We start from the raw sequence: 18,215 nt of genomic DNA on the forward strand, positions 1-18,215 counted from the left end.
TCAAGCCCCAAACCATTTGGCTGTTTTGCGTACTTTATCTTTGCCCTTCGCATTTTCCATATATAGCTTAATTCGACTGACAAGGTTTGAATCTCGTGAGTCAATCATCACAAAGGAATCTACTAGCTCTTTCGAGTATAGTCGGACTAAACCTCCGAATGCTTCCTCCAGGAAAGACGAACCGTAGCCTCGGGCTCCATCCAAATGCACGACCACTCTCTGTCTGTTTCGTATCGCAGGTATAAGATGCTCCTCCCTAAATAGCTCGCCGCTATAAGGGCCATCTGTCTTATACCTTCCGGCAGGGTGGCGCGAGAATTGCTTTGCTAAGAAGATGTCAGTCATTTTTCAAGCCTCGCCGCAAGCGGCATCTGCCAAGAAATAATGGTTCCATTGATAGACCGGTCATAGTCGCCAAAGGTTTCTTTTCCTTTTTGGATCTGATACCAGCCTCTGTTGCTAAGAATTATAGCGCTCCCCCCATCGCTAGCTTCAATCGTTTCAACGATCTGGGTTAGGCCCTTACCCCGGTTGTGTTCGCGTGTACGGGTCTTGCTATGTCTGATGGCCCCTTGGATGAGCTTTGCATCACCCTTAGTGCTCAGCCCCAGCCTGGACATGATCAGATACCATTTTTGCCATCCCGCGTCGTCGCTGTAGGGAAGCGAGTTGGGGATTCCGATACCTAAGTCACAAAACACCACCGACAGCATTCCATCCTTTTCTTGGGAAAACATCCACCATGGCCGGTAGTCCTTAGGAGACCGTATCCCGTCTTTTCTGGGCGCTATATAAGCATGATGTCTCGCATTCGTCATTGCTTCTGTAATGCCTTCATATAACTCTTCTTGTAATGCTTCGGTGATGACGCCGTCATATTTGCCCAGAATGACGTCGTATTTCTCCCCGATTACCTCATGCCCTTTTGCTACTCTCCAGTTGAGAATATCTTCATGTGGGCAGGGAGCCAAGGTTACTTTTTTCCCGATTCTACTAAAAAAACCAATTTGTTTTAGTACATGTGCAGCCTTGGTATTGAATGGTTGGCGGCAGGAAATTTTAAGTTTTGGGTGAAGGTCGAGAAGCCTGTCTATTTCTGCATAAAAAAGAATTGCTCCTCCAGAAATAAATCGCGCTGTTTTAGAAAAATCTATTATCAGATATCTGCATCCAGACTTTACTTTTTCACGTAGCTCCTCGATGAAGGGGAGAAGCTTGTCTCGAGAGTCGTTGAATACGGTGAACTCTTCCGGGGCGTGGTGTACGCTGACCCAATTCGAACGTGTTCTCGAAGATCGTCCTCTCGGACGAAAAATCCGCCAGTAAGCATTCCATTCTTTCCGCAATGCTCTTGCTCGAAAATCTGTCCGTGGCTTCTTCATACGAAATCCATTCTTCGGTTTTTGAAATTTTATGTTTTCGTTTTGCAACTACGAATCCGCTAAGCTTTTCTAGCATTCCAAACTAGCAAGACCTTTGCGTGAATTGTCACGTCATCGATCCGAGCAGTTTGATTTTCATAATGCTGGTTGTCCGAGATCAGCCGGTAGTTCTCTTCGTCCAGGCGCATTACGCGCTTGATGTACAGCTCTTGATGCCAAGTCAGTACGTAGATCCCTTCCCCGATGAAGTCCTGCACGCCTTTGTCGACGATCACTAGGTCTTTATCGTTGATGGTTCCCTCCATGCTCTGGCCCCAGCCACTGATCATGGCCAGTGCAGTCTTTGAGGTGTAGCTGACACCCTTCTCGCGAAGGATCTCTTCTCTCACAACCAGGTTACGCACTACCTCGGTGTAATCCGGCGGCACCTGTCCATGGCCCATCGCTGCCCGGATGTCGTACTGGCGGATGACGATCTCATCGTTGGTAGGTCGCAGGCTGGAAAAGTTGGCAGGCAGGATGCTCGACGAACTTTCGTCTGGCTCTTCAGCCGCCGCCACGATCCGATCCCGAGCTTCTAACGACAGCCCCCTCACCTTTGCCAGCATTTTCTTGACCAGCTCCGCTGCCGTCGAATTTTGAATCTCGTCGCCGGCTTGGCTGGTTGCTTGAGCTTGAGGAGCAAGTGCCCCCAAGCCAGCTTCTCCAAGTGCGTCGAACCATCCTCTCGGTAGCCCTTCAACCGCTTCGATACGGCGCGCCACGTCATCGCCTAGGTTCTTCGCAGTCTTGTCAGACAGGATCTGGCTCAAATGCGCAGGAGCCATCCCCCAGCGTTCAGCGCAGGCGCCTTTCTTCTGGTTTCCAATGAGGTTGATCAGCTGCTGCTTGCGGATTGCATATATGTCCATGCGCGCAAGGATGCCAGTGTTTAGCTCAATGCTAAATGTGCTCAAAGCTAAATATTCCTTGCTCTATTATTAGCCCTAAGCTAAATTTCCCCTATGTTTTAGGAGATCCCTATGAATCACCACCTGCGTGAATGGCTTGCTGCCGCTCCTCCGCCGCGCCGTAAAGAAGTTGCAGCTGCGGCAAACACCACTGTTGGGCACCTCTGGCAGCTCGCCGGCGGTCATCGCAAGGCCTCTGCCGAGCTTGCCGAGCGCTTGCAGGATGCTTCGGGTGGAGAGATCACCATCGCTGGACTTCGTCCTGATTTGCTGTGCCTGGCTCACAAGGTCCTGCTCGGCGCTGCATAGGCGCTAGGTGTGGAAACATTTTGCAACGTGTGGTGGCACGCAGCCACTGAAACAAATTTGAGGGTTTACGAATGGAAGATTTCTTGCGGGCTTGCCACACGACGGTGAAAGAGAGCGGCGCAGAGGAACTGGCCGGGAAGATGTGTCTTGCCCATGTGAGCCTGCTGCAGCGCTCCAACCCGGACAACGCAGCTCACCACCTGACCATTGAGCACCTCTTCGGGATTCTGCTGCACACCCAGGACATGCGCCCCTTGATGGCGCTCGCCGCCGGGTTCGGCTTTGACTTGGTAGCTAAGGAACAGCCCGCCGCGATCGATGTTCACCAGGCGCTGGGGCACGTAACCCTGGAAATTTCCGAAGTGACGGTGGAGACGCACCGCGCAATGGCTGACGGTCGCGTTGATCAAGTCGAGCGGGCGCGAATCATGCGCGAGATCGCCGAGGCAGAGAAGGCGTTGCACGTTCTCAAGGTTTCGATCAAAGCGGCCTAAATCGCAGGCAGTAAAAAAGCCGGTGGCTAGACCGGCTTCTTCAACAACACTTGTGAGGTCCGATTATGCACACCAAGAACCCCCAGAGCAATACCCGGACTGATTCGTCAGTTCTACGGCTACCTCAAGTAATGACGCGTCAGGTCATGTCGTCGCGCGAGATTGCCGATCTGACCGGCAAGCGGCACCCGGACGTGAAGCGCGACATTCAAACGATGGCCGCCGACCTCAAAGAAGATGTGAGCAAATTTGCGCGCATCTATTTGGACGGGATGAACCGCAAGCAAACTGAGTACCTGCTTGACCGTGAGCACACCGATTGCCTGCTCACCGGTTACAGCGCACCACTTCGTATGGCAGTCGTTCGCCGCTGGCGCGAGCTGGAAGAGCAGGGCGCTCCACGCATCCCGGCCAATTACGCCGACGCGCTCCAGCTAGCCGCAGACCAGGCCAAGGAAACCCAGCGCCTGATAGGCGTGCTCGAACTCCAAGCCCCCAAGGTCGCGGCGATTAATCGCCTCGCGGCGGCAGGCGGTTCGATCTGCATCAGCGATGCCGCTAAGCACCTCCAGATTTCGCCAAACCAGCTTTTTGCCTGGCTCGAAGCCCATCGCTGGATATTCCATCGCGGCGGCTCCAAGCGCTGGACTGCCTATCAGCCTCAGCTCACCAAGGGCTTCATGGTGCACAAGGTGACCGAGCTCAAACCCGACGCCGAGACTGGTGCAGAACGCGCGGCATACCAACCCCTGATCACCCCGAAAGGCCTGGCATATCTGGCCGAGAAGAACATTGGAGCTGCGCTGTGAGTGTTCAAGCAATGACCTGGGCAATGGACATCCCGACGACTGCTCTGGAAAACCCTGCCGCGCGCCACGTGCTGCTGTGCATGGCGAACTATGCAGGTCCCGAGGGTCGTGGCGCCTTTCCGTCCGCCCTGACGATATCGAAACAGACCGGCCTGTCCGAGCGCACCGTCCGCCTGAAACTGGATGAGCTGGAGAAAGCGGGTTTCATCACCGAGGGCAATCAGGCCATTGCCGCCGCCTACATAGATCGTCGCGACCGGCGCCCAGTGGTTTACGACCTCCAACTTAAACGGGGTGCAAATGCTGCACCCCGTAAAGAACGGGGTGCAGATAACCGCACGGGGTGCAGCTCGCAGCAGAACGGGGTGCAGGAAAACGCAGAACGGGGTGCAGCAGCTGCACCCAATACACCACTTAACCATCAGTTAACCGAAGAGCAGCAGCTGCAGCGCGATTTGGCCGCTGAGATTGCCGAGCAAGACCTCGCCGCCGCTGAATGCCCGTCGCCGAACCAGCGCTTCGCCATGTTCGCCGCGTGGGAACCAAACGCGAAAGCCTTGGCCGACCAGATCGCAATCGCCGGCATCCCAGCAGACTCAGTGCCTGATGCAGCGGTTCGAGCGTTCAAGGGTTTCTTTGCTGCCCGCCCTGGCACTGTCGATTCGTCGCCCGGCTGGTGCTACCGCCTCGTGCAGTGGGTGAAGCGTGAGCGAGTCAAAGCGGCAGGCCAAGGCCAGGCCCCGGATTTTGACGACACCAGTTGGGCTGAAAACATGGGGAGTCTCTGATGAAGTCCGTCGCGAGCATCATGCAGCAACTGTCGAACGTTCCATCTGCCGAGGTCGTGCCGCTCAAGATCGACGCCGGCACGGTTCAGGTCATCAACGCTCTGTTCCGCGAGCTGATGGCGATCTTCCCAGCCTGGAAGCAGGCATGGCCTGATCAGGCTGCGGTCGATGCGGCCAAGGCCACTTGGACCAAAGCGTTCATGGCCGAGAACATCACTCGCATTGAGCAGATCCGCTTCGGCATCGAGCAGTGCCGCAAGCTGGGTTCGGACTTCGCGCCGAGCGTGGGCAAGTTCATCAAGCTGTGCCAGCCAACCCCGGAAATGCTCGGCATCCCATCGCTGGAGAAGGCTTTCCACGAGGCCTGCCGCAACGCTCACCCATCCATGGCCGGGCAGGGCAGGTGGTCGCATCAGGCTGTCTGGCATACGGCGAAAGAGTGCGGATTCGAGCCGCTCAATCGCCTCGAAACGTCGCTCGCCATGAAGCTGTTCGAGCGCAACTACGTGATCACCGTCCGCCGCATGATCCAGGGTCTGCCATTGCAGGTGATGCCCTTGGCCCTACCGGCCCGCGCTGAAGCCCGTCGCACTCCCGATATCGGAAAAAAGGCCTTGGCCGAACTGCGCGCCCGCCGCGCCGGAGCACCGGCATGAGCAAAGAAAGACTTGCTGCGCCTGACCCAGCGGCGTTCCGTTACGCGGTCTACGCGTGTTCTTCGAAGATTGATCTGTCCACCCCCCCGGATCCTGCTGTTGCGCTATTTGATCGCAAAGGCGTTGCCGAGTCGTTTGGCCGCCTGATGTGGCCCAGCACCTTTGAAGTCGTTGACCTCGCGGAGGCCACTGCATGAACGCATCACGCATCTGGATATGCATAGCAGCGCTCACATTGATTGTCGCTGTTGGCACAAGCCACAAAGTTGAAACGGCTGTGAAGCCGGCCAATTTGCAGGAGTTGTTTCGATGACCTGGTCCCAGCTCAAAACCCTACTGAACAACTCGACGGTGCTCAGCGCAGGTCGAGACAGCTTTGCTTTCGGCCCAGCGCGCGTTCCGGCTAAAGGCGCAGGCAAATGAGAATGTTCAAGGCTCCGTCCACTCGCTCCAAGCCGGTCGATCGCGAAGGCCTGGAGCAGGCCGCGCTGATCAAGGAGCTCGAGCTGTCCCTGCCGGCCGTGGCCGCGCTGATCTACCACGTGCCCAATGGTGGGCTACGTCACAAACTGGTCGCAATCAAGCTGAAGGGCCAGGGCGTTAAAGCGGGCGTGCCAGATCTGGTGCTGCCGATGGCGCGCGGGGGCTACTTCGGCCTTTACCTCGAGTTCAAGGCGACTGCGCCGAACGATGCAGCGGTGTCGGTCAGTCAGCACGCATGGATCCGCCGGCTGAATGATCAGGGCTACCTGGCGATCGTGTGCCGGGGCCACTTCGATGCGATGGAGCAGATCCGCGCTTACCTTCGACTCGCTCCCACAGTGGTGGCCGCATGAACTATCAGTTTAAGGCTGGTGATCTGGCAATCATCGTGGGTGCCAACTCGCTGACCCAGAACATCGGCAAGCAGTGCCAGCTCCGTGAATTCGTGCAAAGCGGGGACTGTTACGTTGCGCCGAATGGTGTTGTGTACCGGCACGATGATGTCCCCTGCTGGACGCTGGTCGGTGACGATCTGGTAGCGGTTATCGAAGACGAGGTGGTGCAGATCGGCTTCGGCATCCATGAGCCTCGACACCTTATGCCCCTGGGTGGCGACTTCGATCCTTCTGAGCTGAAGACGAAGGCGGCAGAGGCATGACGACCGCCGCCGTGAAGATCACCGACGCCGAAATCAAACGGCAGGCGGCCGGCACGATCCGTGACCTTCGCGATTACGAGCATCGCGGCCTGTACCTGCGCTTCGCCAAAACCCGCGCCCGGGCGTCGTGGTTCCTGGTGGTGCGGGGCAAGTGGAATCGGATCGGCAGCTATCCGGACCTGTCCGTCAAACAGGTCGTCGCCGCGCTGCCTGATATCCGTCTGCGTCTGGACGCCGGCGCGAGCACGAACCTCTCGAAGTGGCTGACCGTTGGCGAGCTGCTGGATTGGTACGCCGAACGCATGTCTCGCGATCGCAGCCTCTCCGACAAGCGCAAAGACACTGCCGCCTCCGCGATCAAGTGCCACCTGCTGCCGCGCCTCGGCCCTGCAGCACTGACCGATATCGACAAGGCCTTCCTCGACCGTGAGCTGATGTGGCCGATGCAGGAGACGCTGTCCATTGATTACGTCCGGCTGGTCTTCCAACTGCTGGCGCTGGCATTCCGTCAGGCTCACAAGTTGGGGCTGATCGCGAGCAATCCTCTGACCGGGATCAAGTTCAGCGATTTCTCGAAGGCCAAGGTCACCGTAAAGCCGTCACGGCTGCGAGGCGTGCACATCGAGGAGCTTCTGCAGCTGCTGCTGCGCGAGCTGTTCCCGATCCCGAACGACGCGATCCTCGCGCTGATGATGCTCTGCCATGGCACACGCATCGGTGAAACCCGCCAGGCGCGTTGGGACCACATAAGCCTTGCCGAACAGGTCTGGTTTATTCCGGCGGCTGACACGAAGACTCGGGTGGAGCATTACTTGCCGCTGACCGAGGCTGTCCGGCATCTGCTGATGTTGTATCGCCAAGTGCAGCAGAACCGAGGCTACACCGGCCCATTCCTGTTCCCCGGGCGCCGAGGCAAGCCGCTGAGCGAGAGCCAGGCCAGTGCCGTGTTCACGCGTCTGGGGAAGGGAGAGTGGACGAGTCACGACCTCCGCAAGCTGGCCCGCACAGGCTGGGCTGACATCGGGATCGACCACTTGATCGGAGAGCTGCTGATCAACCATGCGATGGGCCACAACGTGAAGGTTTACATCCAGTCAGACGTGATGGCTCGCAAGCGTGACGCGCTGGAGAAGTGGCACCGCCATCTAGACGGCAAGGGGCTAAGCGTCATTCTCGGATTGACCGGCTTTAGATTTGAGGACTCCGACAAATCGCTACAGGCCACGTCTCTTATGGCCTGCAACCCTATTCAAGAATCAACCATAGGCGAGGTTTCAAAATGCTGATTTTGGTCGATCCGCGCCGTGATCTGGCAGTTCAGCCAGGCGATATCAGCTCGATGCAGACGGTAGTTCTTCCCAACGGCCGCTCTGCACTCGAGCTGCACATGATTTCAGGCCGGGAGATTCTAATCCCGGCCTGCAACGATTCGGGTCGTGTCGACCTCAGTGCCGTGCACGCCCAGATCATGGAGGCCAGCAAGTGAAGAGCCACGGACCAGCTTTTCGGAAGGAGTTGAAGCCGCTGATGGAGTGCGGTATCTGCCGCGGGGCGACGGTCGTGCGCGGCATTTTCCATCAGTTGGACTGCGACCACTGCAACGCCTCTGGCTGGGTCTGCGCCACCACCGGAGAACCGCTCCCGCTGCCTGAGATGGTGCAACAGCTCAATCTGAAGCTACGCAGCGTTACCGCCGAGCTGAGCCGGGTACGACACAGCCAAGGCGGCGCGCACGAACAATACGAACAGAACAACCGCCGCGGTGCCTGCGGCACGAACTTCACAGGGGATTGATCGATGGGCATGTACAAAGATGTGATGAGTACCCTGGTGCGCGTGCTGGCCGCCGACAACATCGACAACAGCACGAAGCAGTCGTGGCAGAAGCTGATCGACGCTGATCTGCGGCAGGGCGGCACCGGCAGCACGCTCTCGGTGCGGGACAAGTTCGATTACGACTGCTGCCTATACGCGCTGCTGCATCGCAAGTTGGAGCCTGCGCACTGGGACGTACTGGTCGCCAAGTACTCCACGCACAAGGCGAACAAGGTGGCCGCCATCGGACGTCTCGTCAGTCGTATTTCATCGCCCGCGCCACAGCTGTTCATCTATAAGGGGCTCACGGCCTGGGCAATCCCAAAGCTCAAGGGCGTCCAGAGCGGCAAGCGCTCCACCGACATGATCGTGCTCCTACCTGAGTTCTACGACATGAACACCTGGGACGTGGATGCCTCCCCTGAGCGGACTCGCCGCAACTGGAGAGCAGGCATCCACAAGCGGCTCGAACAACTGGAAGAGGCGGCCGTCATTCACGCGACCCACATCTTTGACGCCGAACAAATCTTCATCGATGCCGCTTGACCATGGTGGCCGTTTGGCCGTAAATTAACCCCATCATGTCGATCTTGCGTGCGGTGATACGCAGCGACAAACAAACATCAGAAACCCGGCCCTCGCGCCGGGTTTCTTCGTTTTCGGCCCTGCCACGCCCATCGCTCCGAGCTGGGAGTGCTGCGGGGCCGATTCATTTCCGATCCCGAAAGGGTGGATGTCGGACTACGACGAACATGCCTGAAAAATCACCTGACTTCTGGGCGCAGGTCTGGCTCGTCCTGTCGAATCCGCTCTGGCAAGGAGCGATCATGGCCGCAACCATTTCACTACTGCGCGTGCTGTATGAAGGAAAAGAAGCCAACAAATGGCGCGTCGTGCTCGAAGCGTTGATCTGCGGTGCCTTGAGCCTGTCTGCCAGCAGCGTCATCGAATGGATGGCCTGGCCGTCGAGCTTATCTGTCGCCGCCGGCGGCACCATCGGATTCATCGGTGTTACCGCGATCCGCGAACTGATCATCCGATTCCTCGGCCGCAAGGCGGATTCAATATGAGCCTCGAGCCAGTTGTCGCAGTAGCCAAGGTCGGCTCCACGTTGCGAACCATTGCAGTCGCCATTGTCATTGCCATCGTCATGGGCTTGCTAATCGCCATCCAGCAGATCCGCGTGGTTTCCTTGCAGGGCGCAGTAACCGTTGAGGCCAAAGCCAAGCAGGAAGCCGTCGATGCCAATAAGGACAGCCAGGCCACGATCACCACGCTGCGCGCCGAGGCAGAGCGCAACGCCAAATACGCCGCCGACCTCAACAAGCGCATCAAGGCCAGCGAAGACAAGGCCAATAAGGCCAAGAAGGATTTCGATGATCTCAAGCGCAACAGCAAACCGGTTCGTGATTGGGCTGCTCAGCCTTTGCCTGACGGCCTGCGCGGCAAAGCCGCAAGTGGTAACAAAGACCACGGCAATAAGACTGGAAGCCCCTGAGCTGGTCCCCTGCGAGCGGGTCAATACAATTGACACCGATCTGCGTGATAACGGCGATGTGTGGGAACTGAAGGATCAGGCCATCAAGCTGCTCGACACATGTGCCGATCAGGTAGACGCCCAGATCCTGCGCAGCCAGAGCAAATAGGCGAGGAGTTGACGTCATTCACGCAGAAGCTGAGCTCTTAGCGAATCCTCGTAAAGCGTCAGCTGTGAATAGTCTAGTTGGTGATTCGGACCCCATTCACTCACAGGCAAAGCTAAAAGTTCGGTGAGTTGAATCTGAACGGCTTGGAGTGTGGCGATTACCACAGATTCGGGCATCGAAGCAGGTATTAGTGGGACCGAGTGTGATGACATGACCTGCGACTCCGAGCAACTGCATAGCAGCATTAAGAATGCATGCTTCGGCTTTAACAACAGCGGTTCGTCGCTTAGCCGTTTCCCATAATCATGCCGGTCGGACACGACTATGTAAGCGCTCTCAGTTCGCGTGCTGCAAGTGGCCGACCTGCACAGTTGAGTAAAGACCATGGCCTGTACGACATGCTCGGCTGTACGCACTCGAGCCCTGAAATTTATGAGGATCGCCAGTGAGCGAATCAACCAACTACGTCAGCGTGGCGACGATCATCCCGTCAGCCAGCCTGAGCCCGAATAGCGCGCTGCCGACGATGGGCACGCGGGTGATGCTGAGCGACGGTAGTGAACTGACAGGCATCACGTCCATCACCATGACGGCAGAGCCAAGTGGTGTGTGGAAGGCGACCATCACGGTGATGCCGCACCACATCGAGCCCATCACGGCCGAGGTCATTGTGATCGAGTCGGCCGAGGCGTCCGGTCCGGATGATCGTCTCGTCGAGATCACAAGCTGCGGGGATTCCATCCGCCGGCTTGTGAAATCTATTGAGTAGGCTCTCCACTCTTCCGTCGCGGATGGCTGAGCCCGAGGGAAGGAAGTTTGCTCAGCCGATCCCTGAGTCAGGTAATGAGGGATGGGGATCGGGTCGAGGTGGCCGGCCATGGCGCCGCAAGCGCGCGGCGATCCTCGTGCGTGACCAGTACACGTGCCAGTCGTGCGGAACGGTCACGCTTGACCTTGAGGTCGACCACATCATCAACATCGCCCAAGGTGGTAGTGATGATGATGCGAATTTGCAAGCGCTGTGTGTGCCCTGCCACAAGGTGAAGACGGCACAAGAGTCCGCGCACGGCGCGGGCCGCAGCTGATCTGGCCTCCGATCATGCAGAACGCACGACGCGCAAGATCTGAATGAGATTAGTTATTGCTTAGCGCGGCCCATCACTCGGGTACGGCCGTGATTTCGTGCGAAATGCACGGTTTTGCGCCGAAATGATACGAATTCCCATTCGCGGGAGGGGCGGGTCCAAACCATGGGGCTTTTTGCCTCGGACACCGCCCCCGACCGCACGCAGAGATTTTTTCCCCCTCACAGGTTTTTTGTTAAATGGCACTGACCCCGAAAAAGCAGGCATTCGTCGCTGCGAAGAGGGAAGGTGCGTCCAATAAAGAGGCAGCGATAGCCGCAGGTTACGCGGCCTCTAGCGCCGCGCAAGCTGGCGCACGCCTGGCAAAGGATCAGTTCGTTATCGCTGCTTTGGCCGGCCCAGCCGTTAACAAAAAGGTTAACAAATTTGTTAAAGGGGACGCCCCTCCCAAGTCGGGTGGGGATGCGGGTCGCCGGGACCAGGTGGCTGACGACAACCCGGGCGATGCAAGCTTCGACCTGGTCAAGGCCATGCGCTTCTCGGACCCCAAGGAGTTTCTGCTCGCGACGATGAACGATTTTGAGACCGACTCGAAGTTGCGCGTCGACGCCGCGAAGGCCCTGATGCCATTCATCCATCCCCGCAAAGGCGAGGGCGGCAAGAAAGAGGAGAAAGAGAACGCCGCCAAGATCGCTGCCAAGGGCAGGTTTGGTGCTGCACCTCCGCCCCCCAGCCATCTACGAGCGGTGAAATAATTGAACGAACCCATCTGGGACACTTCGTGCCCAGACTGGGAGACGAGGATTGTAAATCGGCAATCGCTGGTTCCATTCCCGCCGCTGTTCCCTGATGAGGCGCGAGCGTGCATGGAGGTGCTGAACGATCTGCGGATCGTCGACGCGCCAGGCAGCCCTCTGATCGGCGAATCCTGCGCGCCGTGGATAAGCGACTTGGCTGGCGCCATTTTTGGTGCTTACAACTCAAACACCGGTGAGAGGCTGATTCAGGAATTCTTTCTCCTGATCAGTAAGAAAAACGCAAAAAGTACGATGGCCGCGGCGATCATGCTCACCGTGTTGATTCGCAACTGGCGGCAGTCAGCAGAGTTCATCATCCTGGCCCCGACCATTGAGGTTGCAAACAACGCCTACGCGCCGGCCCGTGACATGGTCAAGCACGACGAAGAACTTTCGGCGCTGCTGCACGTGCAGGACCACCTCCGCACGATCACGCATCGCGAGTCCGGCGCGACCCTGAAGGTGGTAGCCGCTGACCAGAACACCGTGGGGGGTAAGAAGGCTGCGGTCGTGCTGGTGGACGAGCTTCACCTGTTCGGCAAAAACCCGCATGCAGCGAATATGCTACGTGAGGCTACCGGTGGCCTGGCTTCGCGGCCAGAAGGCTTCGTTATTTACCTGACGACGCAATCCGACCAGCCCCCTGCAGGTGTTTTCCGCGAGAAGTTGCAATACGCTCGCGGCGTGCGAGACGGGACCATCATTGATCCCAACTTCCTGCCGGTCATCTACGAGTTTCCGCAGCACATCCTTAAGGCCAACGAACACCGCAACCCCGAGAACTTCTACATCACCAACCCGAACATGGGTTACTCGGTCAGTGAGAAATTCCTGATTCGGGAAATGAAGAAAGCAGAGGAGGCTGGCGAGGCTGAAATACTGGGCTTCATGTCCAAGCACCTGAACGTCGAGATCGGCTTGGCACTTCGCTCGGACCGCTGGGCAGGCGCCGACTTTTGGGCCGCTTCGGCGGTACCGGTGCTGACATTGGACATGTTGATCTCTATGTCGGAGGTCATCGATGTCGGCATTGACGGCGGGGGCCTGGATGACTTGTTGGGTTTCGCAGCTGTTGGCCGGGACAAGCGTACCCGAGACTGGTTGATCTGGACGCATGCATGGGCCCATCCCTCGGTTCTTGAACGTCGCAAATCAGAAGCCCCGCGCTTCCACGATTTTGAGAAGCAAGGCGACCTGACGTTATCCGTCCGCATTGGCGATGACGTGAATGACGTTGCCGACCTTGTTGAACAGATCGAAGCATCTGGCCTGCTCGACAAGGTGGGTTGCGACCCTGTCGGCATCGGTGCCATTTACGACGCCATGATCGAGCGGGAGATTCCACCGGAGAAGATCGCGGCTATCAGCCAAGGCTGGAAGCTGGGCGGGGCCATCAAGACAGCCGAACGCAAACTGGCCGAGGGCGGGATGAAGCACGGCGGCCAGCCGATGATGGCCTGGTGCGTCAGCAACGCCAAGGTCGAACCGCGCGCCAACTCGATTCTGATCACCAAGCAAGCCAGCGGGTCGGCCAAGATCGATCCGTTGATGGCTCTATTCAACGCCGTGACCTTGATCTCGCTGAACCCCGAGGGGCGCGGCAATGATGATTTCATGGCCGGCATCAGGAACCCGATCATCGTATGAACCCATTGCACTTTTTTATAGCGACCGCGCTATGCGGATTCGCTGTGGTTGTCGCTGGGGTGTATGTCCTGCTCGGCACCGGCTGGGCTTTGCTCGCCGGCGGCGCCTCATTGCTGCTCATCGCCGGTTTCGTGCGAAAGGGGCTGAACATTGAATAACTCTCTATCAGCAGTCCTGGGACGTGCCGCCAGCAGGCCCAGAGCGTCTCTCGGCGATTGGGTGAGTAAATCTATCAAATTGAGCGACGGCGGGTTCTGGTCCCAGTTCCTCGGTGGAGAGTCCAGTTCCGGCAAGCGCGTCACGGTGGATAACGCCATGCAGCTTTCAGCTGTTTGGTCATGCGTGAGGATCGTCTCTACATCGGTTGCCGGGCTGCCCACCCGCTTCAACGGGGTGAACGATGCGCTGTCATTGATCAACGTTGCGAACCTCAAGCTGGACAACACCGGCCTGATCGCCTCCGACTCGATCCTCAACATGATCGGGGCGATTTCTAATCTGGACACCGCCACGGCGACGGCTAAGGAAAAGGTCGATGCGCTCAACAAGAGCGTGGGCACTTACTACCAGGCATTCTTCAGTGCCGATGAGCAATTCGCCGATCTGACGAAGAGCTTGCAGGGTGCCTTTGCGGGCTTCGGCCTAAACCTGCCTGACACTCGGTCCGCCTACCGGAATATGGTTGAAGACATTGACGTCACGACCACCGCAGGCCAAGCGATGTTTGCAACTATGATGGGGCTGGCCACCAGCGCAGACGCGTACTACACGGAGGTCGACAAACGCACCAAGGCCTCTGCTGATGCAGCGTTGCAGGCCGCCCAAGATGCGGCAGATGCGGCGGTTCAGGCTGCTCAAGCCGCATCGAACGCTTGGTCCAACTATTACGGCCTGTTCGCTACGGACACGCAGAAGGCCGGGGATGCGCTGGAACGCGCCACCAAGGAACTGGCTGCTCTGGGTATGGGCCTGCCGGCAAGCCGCGCCGACTTCGCCACGATGGTCAACGCGATCGACCAGACCTCGGTGGCCGGGAAGGCGCTGTTCAACTCGTTGCTGGGCCTCGCGACTGATGCTGACGCTGCCTTTGATGTCATGGAAGCGAACGCAGCCGCAGCCACGCAGGCTGCACAAGATGCTGCAAAAGCTCAGGATGAGGCTGCTCAGGCTGCCAAAGAGGCGGCTGAAGCCGCGGCGCAGGCAATCAAGGATGCGCTGAGTCTGGCGGTCACCAACAGTTTCGCGGCAGTACAGCGAGCTATCGGTGCCCAGCAGAAAGCAGCCGAGGCAGCCTACAACGCCACGAACGCTTCGATCAGCGACATGCTCGACACCGCAAACAGCTTGGTCAGCGACCTGACCGGCGTCAGTAATGACCTCGGTTCGGCGCTCAAGTCGTTGCGCGGCGATTCGGAGTCTGCAGTTCAGATGCTGCGCCGCCAGGCGCAGGCAACGCTGCAAAGCGCACTCGCCACCGCGCGTTCTGGCGGATCGTTGGCAAACTTCGCAGGACTGGGCGATGCCCTCACCGCTGTAAGCAGCAACAGCACCGGCCTGTATTCCTCGCTTGAGGAGTTCAACCGCGACCAGGGCCGCACGGCCAACGTGGTGGCGGAGCTCAACGCGCTGAATGGTAAGCAGCTCACCAATGCCGAGAAATCGGCCGCGGCGCTGCAGGAGCAGTTGGACCAGGCGAAAAAGGCGTATGACGCTCAGGTGGCCCAGTTCGACTCGCAACTGGCGTTCGCTCAGTCGCAGTTGGATGCGCTCAACGGCGTAGACACGACGGTGCAGTCGGTGACCGATGCCGTGGATCGCATGAATGCTGACGTTGTTCGGGCTTTGGCCGGCCAGGCAACTGGTGCTGGCGCTGGCAACACCTACAACAACAATGCCGCGCTGGTTGAGTCGGTTTACCAGCGAGTGCTTGGCCGAACTGCCGAGGCTGGCGGGGTCTCGTTCTGGTCGTCGCTGCTGGCGAATGGTTCTGTCACCTACGCAGGCCTTGTCGATGCTATCGCCCAAGGCGGCAAGGCCAACGGCGAAACCGTGAAAATCCCAGGCTACGCCGCCGGCGGCAGCTTCGGCGGCGGCTTGCGCATGGTGGGGGAGAACGGCCCGGAGCTTGAGATAACGGGTCCAAGCCGGATTTACAACGCTGACCAAACCGCGTCGATGATGCGGGGCGGCGGCGGCAGCCAGGATGCTGCCGAGGAAGTCCGACAGCTTCGTGCGGAGCTTAAGTTGGCGCTGTTTGCCATCGCTAAAAACACCATGAAGGCGGCGAAGAACACCGATCTGCTTCCGCAGAAACTGGAACAGGAGTTGTTGGCGTGAGGATCATTGAACCTGTGCAAATAACGCCCAGCATGATGAATGTGGTGGCGTTTCAAGTAGCGCCGGCGGCCGATCCGTTGGTTGTCCAGGTGGGACAGGCGTTTCAGTTGGCTTCGATGAGCACGAATGTCCCCGAGGACGACTACCCGTGGTGGTTGTCGACGAAGTCCTACGTGGTTGGCGACCGGGTGATGCTGGATCACCGCAACTACGAAGCGTTGATGGGCAACGCCAACACCAATCCGGTTTCGAAGGTCACCAGTCCGGCCACCTGGCTGGACCTGGGGGCAACAAACCGCTGGAAACTGTTTGATGACAAGGTTGGAACTGTAACCACCAACCCCGAGACCATTTCTCTGAAGATAGTGCCCGGCCGTGCAGTAGATGCCATGGCCTTCTTTGGCCTTGATGCGGCGTCGATTTACGTCCGAGCGATTGATCCCTATCAAGGGATCATATTTGAATCTCAAGTCTCACCAGTTTCCACGGACGGCATTGATGACTGGTATGACTACTTCTTCAGCCCGGTGGAGTTGAACGAGGACTTTGTTCTTCTGGATGTTCCAGTCGGTAGTTACGGATCTATCGACATCGTTATATCCAAGCCTGGCGGAATCGCTTCTGTTGGGGCGCTGATCATGGGGAAGATGGCAGAGCTTGGAGAAACGCTCTACGGCACGTCGGTAGGGATTACCGACTACAGCCGCAAGGATCGCGATGACTTTGGAAACTTCACTGTTGTGGAGCGGGGCTATTCCAAGCGCGCTGAATTTGACCTGATGGTGCCAACGTCCCGCGTGAGCGCAACTCAACGAACTCTCGCCAAATACCGCGCCAAGCCTTTGGTGTGGATCGGCGAGGCCACCTATCAGTCAACGATTATTTACGGGTACTACCGGGAGTTCAACTTGGTCATCAGCGGCCCGACTGTATCTGACTGCTCAATTTCTGTTGAAGGACTCGTCTAATGGCAACCATGCCGATCATTACACCGCTGCCGCCGGCACCGAGCCGTCAGAATGCCTCAGGGACATTCGCGTCATTGGCCGACAACTTCATGGGGGCCTTGCCGCAGTTTGGCGATCAAGTTAATCAGATGGGCGACTTCATTGGAGATCAGGTTGATGCCGTCGTCGAGATCGCACGACAGGTTACCAATAACGGTACCGTCCAGGTCGAGACGGCCACAGATAGAGCAAATGCCGCGGCGCTGAGTGCTCAGTCTGCTGCAAGCCAGGCGGGCGCCGCGAAAGCACAGGCCGATGCCAGCAAGGGCTTTCGGGACTCGGCTCAGGCAGCAGCCTCCGCCGCGCAGAGCGCTGCAGGCCTTCCGGCCACTTCTGGCAAGGCCGGCCTTCCGCTGGTTGCCCGGGCTGATGGTGGGGTTGAATATACAGGCAGCCTGCGCCGCTACGATCTTGATGTGGCGTCATCTACCGCCGTTCTGGATCTGGCCGTCAGCCAGGTCTTTCAGATCAGCGCGAATGTCCCGCGAACGCTGACATTTGCAAATGCCCCGCCGGCGAACCGCGCCCAGACCGTTGTTCTGCACATCACAGGTACGGCCAAAATCACTTGGCCGGCTGGCATTCTCTGGAACTACAGTCAGCCGCCCGTCCTGGGGAGTGCCTGGACGACAGTCATACTTCTCTGGGTCGGTACCGGCTGGGTTGGCTCTGTAGGAGCGCGGTCATGATCGAGGTACTGTTCATGGGCGGCGAGGAGGCCGGCCCGTCTGTGCCTTGGGCTCTTATTGCTGCTGACAGCCACCTTTCGGTCGGCGCTACGCCGGCAGAGGTGAATTTCCCAGCAGGCACTCAGCCAGGTGACCTGGTGGTGGCATTAGCCTCGCCAGGTTCCGAAGCAATTAAGACGAGGTTTATGGCTAGCGGCTGGCAGCACTTCTCCGAAGGCGATCAGGACTATCTGTGCGCCGCCAGATACGCCCCGGGCCTTGCCCTTCCTCGATGGGAGAAGTCGGCATCCAATACGCTGGGACTCGCGGTAATGACCTTTCGTGCGCAGGGCTGGTCAAGGCTGCAGCTGGAATCGCATATCTCCCCAGCTCAGCCTGTCAATGTCAGTACGCGCGCCCCCAACGAGCTGTTGATCAGCATTGGCATTACACCAAGGTCAACGCAAGCGTGGATCGGGCACATGACAGGGGCGCCGCAAAGCTCCGTTGTTTCGGTGGCCTCCGAGCCAGCGCTGCAAGTCTACTGGTCCAACGTAACCATGCCAAAGACGATAACCGACATCTACGTTGACGCCCCGTCTGGGGTAGAACGGAACCTGATTCTTTCCGCTTACTGATTACAGAAACGCAAACACGCACCGCCCGAGAGGCGGTTTTTTTGTG

27 protein-coding genes and 1 pseudogene are annotated in these 18,215 nt (G+C 58.2%); 25 read left to right on the forward strand and 3 right to left on the reverse strand.

Going from position 1 to position 18,215, the window contains the following annotated elements; translation table 11 throughout:
- Genes SLW75_RS09815 through SLW75_RS09825 form a run of 3 tightly spaced genes read right to left on the reverse strand, consistent with a single transcriptional unit; the run spans nucleotide 1 to nucleotide 2,293 of the window.
- The gene (locus tag SLW75_RS09815; protein WP_410934336.1) at nucleotides 1-345 is read right to left on the reverse strand and encodes an STAS-like domain-containing protein; all 345 of its coding nucleotides are present in this window, start codon (nucleotides 343-345) and stop codon (nucleotides 1-3) included.
- The gene (locus SLW75_RS09820) at nucleotides 342-1,430 is read right to left on the reverse strand and encodes a hypothetical protein (RefSeq protein ID WP_410934337.1); all 1,089 of its coding nucleotides are present in this window, start codon (nucleotides 1,428-1,430) and stop codon (nucleotides 342-344) included. Before SLW75_RS09820 ends, SLW75_RS09815 begins: the two co-directional genes overlap by 4 nt.
- Before the next feature lie 11 nt (nucleotides 1,431-1,441).
- Nucleotides 1,442-2,293 (reverse strand): helix-turn-helix transcriptional regulator, encoded by an 852-nt coding sequence (locus tag SLW75_RS09825; RefSeq protein WP_410934387.1) that lies wholly within the window; start codon nucleotides 2,291-2,293, stop codon nucleotides 1,442-1,444.
- A 111-nt stretch (nucleotides 2,294-2,404) separates the two neighbouring features.
- Here SLW75_RS09825 and SLW75_RS09830 point away from each other — a divergent pair, with 111 nt between their 5' ends.
- From SLW75_RS09830 to SLW75_RS09950, 25 genes and pseudogenes are all read left to right on the forward strand, one after another.
- The gene (locus SLW75_RS09830) at nucleotides 2,405-2,641 is read left to right on the forward strand and encodes a hypothetical protein (protein ID WP_037010812.1); all 237 of its coding nucleotides are present in this window, start codon (nucleotides 2,405-2,407) and stop codon (nucleotides 2,639-2,641) included.
- A gap of 71 nt (nucleotides 2,642-2,712) precedes the next feature.
- Nucleotides 2,713-3,135 carry a phage regulatory CII family protein gene (locus SLW75_RS09835; protein ID WP_369304811.1) on the forward strand — a complete coding sequence of 141 codons (423 nt, stop codon included), beginning with the start codon at nucleotides 2,713-2,715 and terminating at the stop codon, nucleotides 3,133-3,135.
- A 146-nt stretch (nucleotides 3,136-3,281) separates the two neighbouring features.
- Nucleotides 3,282-3,944 (forward strand): phage antirepressor KilAC domain-containing protein, encoded by a 663-nt coding sequence (locus SLW75_RS09840; RefSeq protein WP_410934338.1) that lies wholly within the window; start codon nucleotides 3,282-3,284, stop codon nucleotides 3,942-3,944.
- Between the two features lie 11 nt (nucleotides 3,945-3,955).
- Complete coding sequence (locus SLW75_RS09845; RefSeq protein ID WP_410934388.1) at nucleotides 3,956-4,732, forward strand: helix-turn-helix domain-containing protein; 777 nt, start codon at nucleotides 3,956-3,958, stop codon at nucleotides 4,730-4,732.
- Entirely contained in the window at nucleotides 4,732-5,388 is a 657-nt protein-coding gene (locus SLW75_RS09850) for a replication protein P (protein ID WP_410934339.1), read from the forward strand. The genes SLW75_RS09845 and SLW75_RS09850 overlap by 1 nt, the downstream gene beginning before the upstream one ends.
- Complete coding sequence (locus SLW75_RS09855) at nucleotides 5,385-5,585, forward strand: hypothetical protein (protein ID WP_410934340.1); 201 nt, start codon at nucleotides 5,385-5,387, stop codon at nucleotides 5,583-5,585. The genes SLW75_RS09850 and SLW75_RS09855 overlap by 4 nt, the downstream gene beginning before the upstream one ends.
- Before the next feature lie 222 nt (nucleotides 5,586-5,807).
- Nucleotides 5,808-6,224: a VRR-NUC domain-containing protein gene (locus SLW75_RS09860; protein WP_410934341.1), complete on the forward strand. Its 417-nt coding sequence runs from the start codon at nucleotides 5,808-5,810 to the stop codon at nucleotides 6,222-6,224.
- Nucleotides 6,221-6,529, forward strand: a complete 309-nt coding sequence (locus tag SLW75_RS09865) for a hypothetical protein (RefSeq protein WP_410934342.1) — start codon at nucleotides 6,221-6,223, stop codon at nucleotides 6,527-6,529. Before SLW75_RS09860 ends, SLW75_RS09865 begins: the two co-directional genes overlap by 4 nt.
- Nucleotides 6,526-7,815 carry a tyrosine-type recombinase/integrase gene (locus tag SLW75_RS09870; protein ID WP_410934343.1) on the forward strand — a complete coding sequence of 430 codons (1,290 nt, stop codon included), beginning with the start codon at nucleotides 6,526-6,528 and terminating at the stop codon, nucleotides 7,813-7,815. The genes SLW75_RS09865 and SLW75_RS09870 overlap by 4 nt, the downstream gene beginning before the upstream one ends.
- Nucleotides 7,809-8,015, forward strand: a complete 207-nt coding sequence (locus tag SLW75_RS09875) for a hypothetical protein (RefSeq protein ID WP_410934344.1) — start codon at nucleotides 7,809-7,811, stop codon at nucleotides 8,013-8,015. Before SLW75_RS09870 ends, SLW75_RS09875 begins: the two co-directional genes overlap by 7 nt.
- Nucleotides 8,012-8,323, forward strand: a complete 312-nt coding sequence (locus tag SLW75_RS09880) for a hypothetical protein (protein WP_410934345.1) — start codon at nucleotides 8,012-8,014, stop codon at nucleotides 8,321-8,323. Before SLW75_RS09875 ends, SLW75_RS09880 begins: the two co-directional genes overlap by 4 nt.
- A gap of 3 nt (nucleotides 8,324-8,326) precedes the next feature.
- Complete coding sequence (locus tag SLW75_RS09885) at nucleotides 8,327-8,890, forward strand: hypothetical protein (protein ID WP_410934346.1); 564 nt, start codon at nucleotides 8,327-8,329, stop codon at nucleotides 8,888-8,890.
- A 206-nt stretch (nucleotides 8,891-9,096) separates the two neighbouring features.
- Complete coding sequence (locus tag SLW75_RS09890; RefSeq protein ID WP_122537670.1) at nucleotides 9,097-9,414, forward strand: phage holin, lambda family; 318 nt, start codon at nucleotides 9,097-9,099, stop codon at nucleotides 9,412-9,414.
- A 41-nt stretch (nucleotides 9,415-9,455) separates the two neighbouring features.
- The gene (locus SLW75_RS09895) at nucleotides 9,456-9,842 is read left to right on the forward strand and encodes a hypothetical protein (RefSeq protein ID WP_410934389.1); all 387 of its coding nucleotides are present in this window, start codon (nucleotides 9,456-9,458) and stop codon (nucleotides 9,840-9,842) included.
- Nucleotides 9,802-9,990 carry a hypothetical protein gene (locus SLW75_RS09900; protein WP_410934347.1) on the forward strand — a complete coding sequence of 63 codons (189 nt, stop codon included), beginning with the start codon at nucleotides 9,802-9,804 and terminating at the stop codon, nucleotides 9,988-9,990. Before SLW75_RS09895 ends, SLW75_RS09900 begins: the two co-directional genes overlap by 41 nt.
- Before the next feature lie 445 nt (nucleotides 9,991-10,435).
- Nucleotides 10,436-10,759 carry a hypothetical protein gene (locus tag SLW75_RS09905; protein WP_410934348.1) on the forward strand — a complete coding sequence of 108 codons (324 nt, stop codon included), beginning with the start codon at nucleotides 10,436-10,438 and terminating at the stop codon, nucleotides 10,757-10,759.
- A 136-nt stretch (nucleotides 10,760-10,895) separates the two neighbouring features.
- Complete coding sequence (locus SLW75_RS09910) at nucleotides 10,896-11,075, forward strand: HNH endonuclease (RefSeq protein ID WP_410934349.1); 180 nt, start codon at nucleotides 10,896-10,898, stop codon at nucleotides 11,073-11,075.
- A 239-nt stretch (nucleotides 11,076-11,314) separates the two neighbouring features.
- Nucleotides 11,315-11,830 (forward strand): terminase small subunit, encoded by a 516-nt coding sequence (locus SLW75_RS09915; protein ID WP_410934350.1) that lies wholly within the window; start codon nucleotides 11,315-11,317, stop codon nucleotides 11,828-11,830.
- Nucleotides 11,831-11,941: 111 nt separating this feature from the next.
- Complete coding sequence (locus SLW75_RS09920) at nucleotides 11,942-13,519, forward strand: terminase large subunit (protein WP_410934351.1); 1,578 nt, start codon at nucleotides 11,942-11,944, stop codon at nucleotides 13,517-13,519.
- Nucleotides 13,516-13,677, forward strand: a complete 162-nt coding sequence (locus tag SLW75_RS09925; protein WP_410934352.1) for a hypothetical protein — start codon at nucleotides 13,516-13,518, stop codon at nucleotides 13,675-13,677. The genes SLW75_RS09920 and SLW75_RS09925 overlap by 4 nt, the downstream gene beginning before the upstream one ends.
- Nucleotides 13,670-13,897: pseudogene (locus SLW75_RS09930) on the forward strand (phage portal protein); the annotation flags it as partial. The gene SLW75_RS09925 and the pseudogene SLW75_RS09930, both read left to right, overlap by 8 nt.
- A gap of 1,440 nt (nucleotides 13,898-15,337) precedes the next feature.
- Nucleotides 15,338-15,856 carry a DUF4214 domain-containing protein gene (locus SLW75_RS09935; RefSeq protein ID WP_410934390.1) on the forward strand — a complete coding sequence of 173 codons (519 nt, stop codon included), beginning with the start codon at nucleotides 15,338-15,340 and terminating at the stop codon, nucleotides 15,854-15,856.
- Entirely contained in the window at nucleotides 15,853-16,824 is a 972-nt protein-coding gene (locus tag SLW75_RS09940; RefSeq protein ID WP_410934353.1) for a hypothetical protein, read from the forward strand. Before SLW75_RS09935 ends, SLW75_RS09940 begins: the two co-directional genes overlap by 4 nt.
- Nucleotides 16,824-17,552: a hypothetical protein gene (locus SLW75_RS09945; RefSeq protein WP_410934354.1), complete on the forward strand. Its 729-nt coding sequence runs from the start codon at nucleotides 16,824-16,826 to the stop codon at nucleotides 17,550-17,552. The genes SLW75_RS09940 and SLW75_RS09945 overlap by 1 nt, the downstream gene beginning before the upstream one ends.
- The gene (locus SLW75_RS09950) at nucleotides 17,549-18,169 is read left to right on the forward strand and encodes a hypothetical protein (protein WP_410934355.1); all 621 of its coding nucleotides are present in this window, start codon (nucleotides 17,549-17,551) and stop codon (nucleotides 18,167-18,169) included. Before SLW75_RS09945 ends, SLW75_RS09950 begins: the two co-directional genes overlap by 4 nt.
- Nucleotides 18,170-18,215 lie beyond the last annotated feature (46 nt).

The organism is Pseudomonas sp. W5-01 (genome assembly GCF_046540435.1).
GTDB classification, from domain to species: Bacteria; Pseudomonadota; Gammaproteobacteria; order Pseudomonadales; family Pseudomonadaceae; genus Aquipseudomonas; species Aquipseudomonas graminis_B.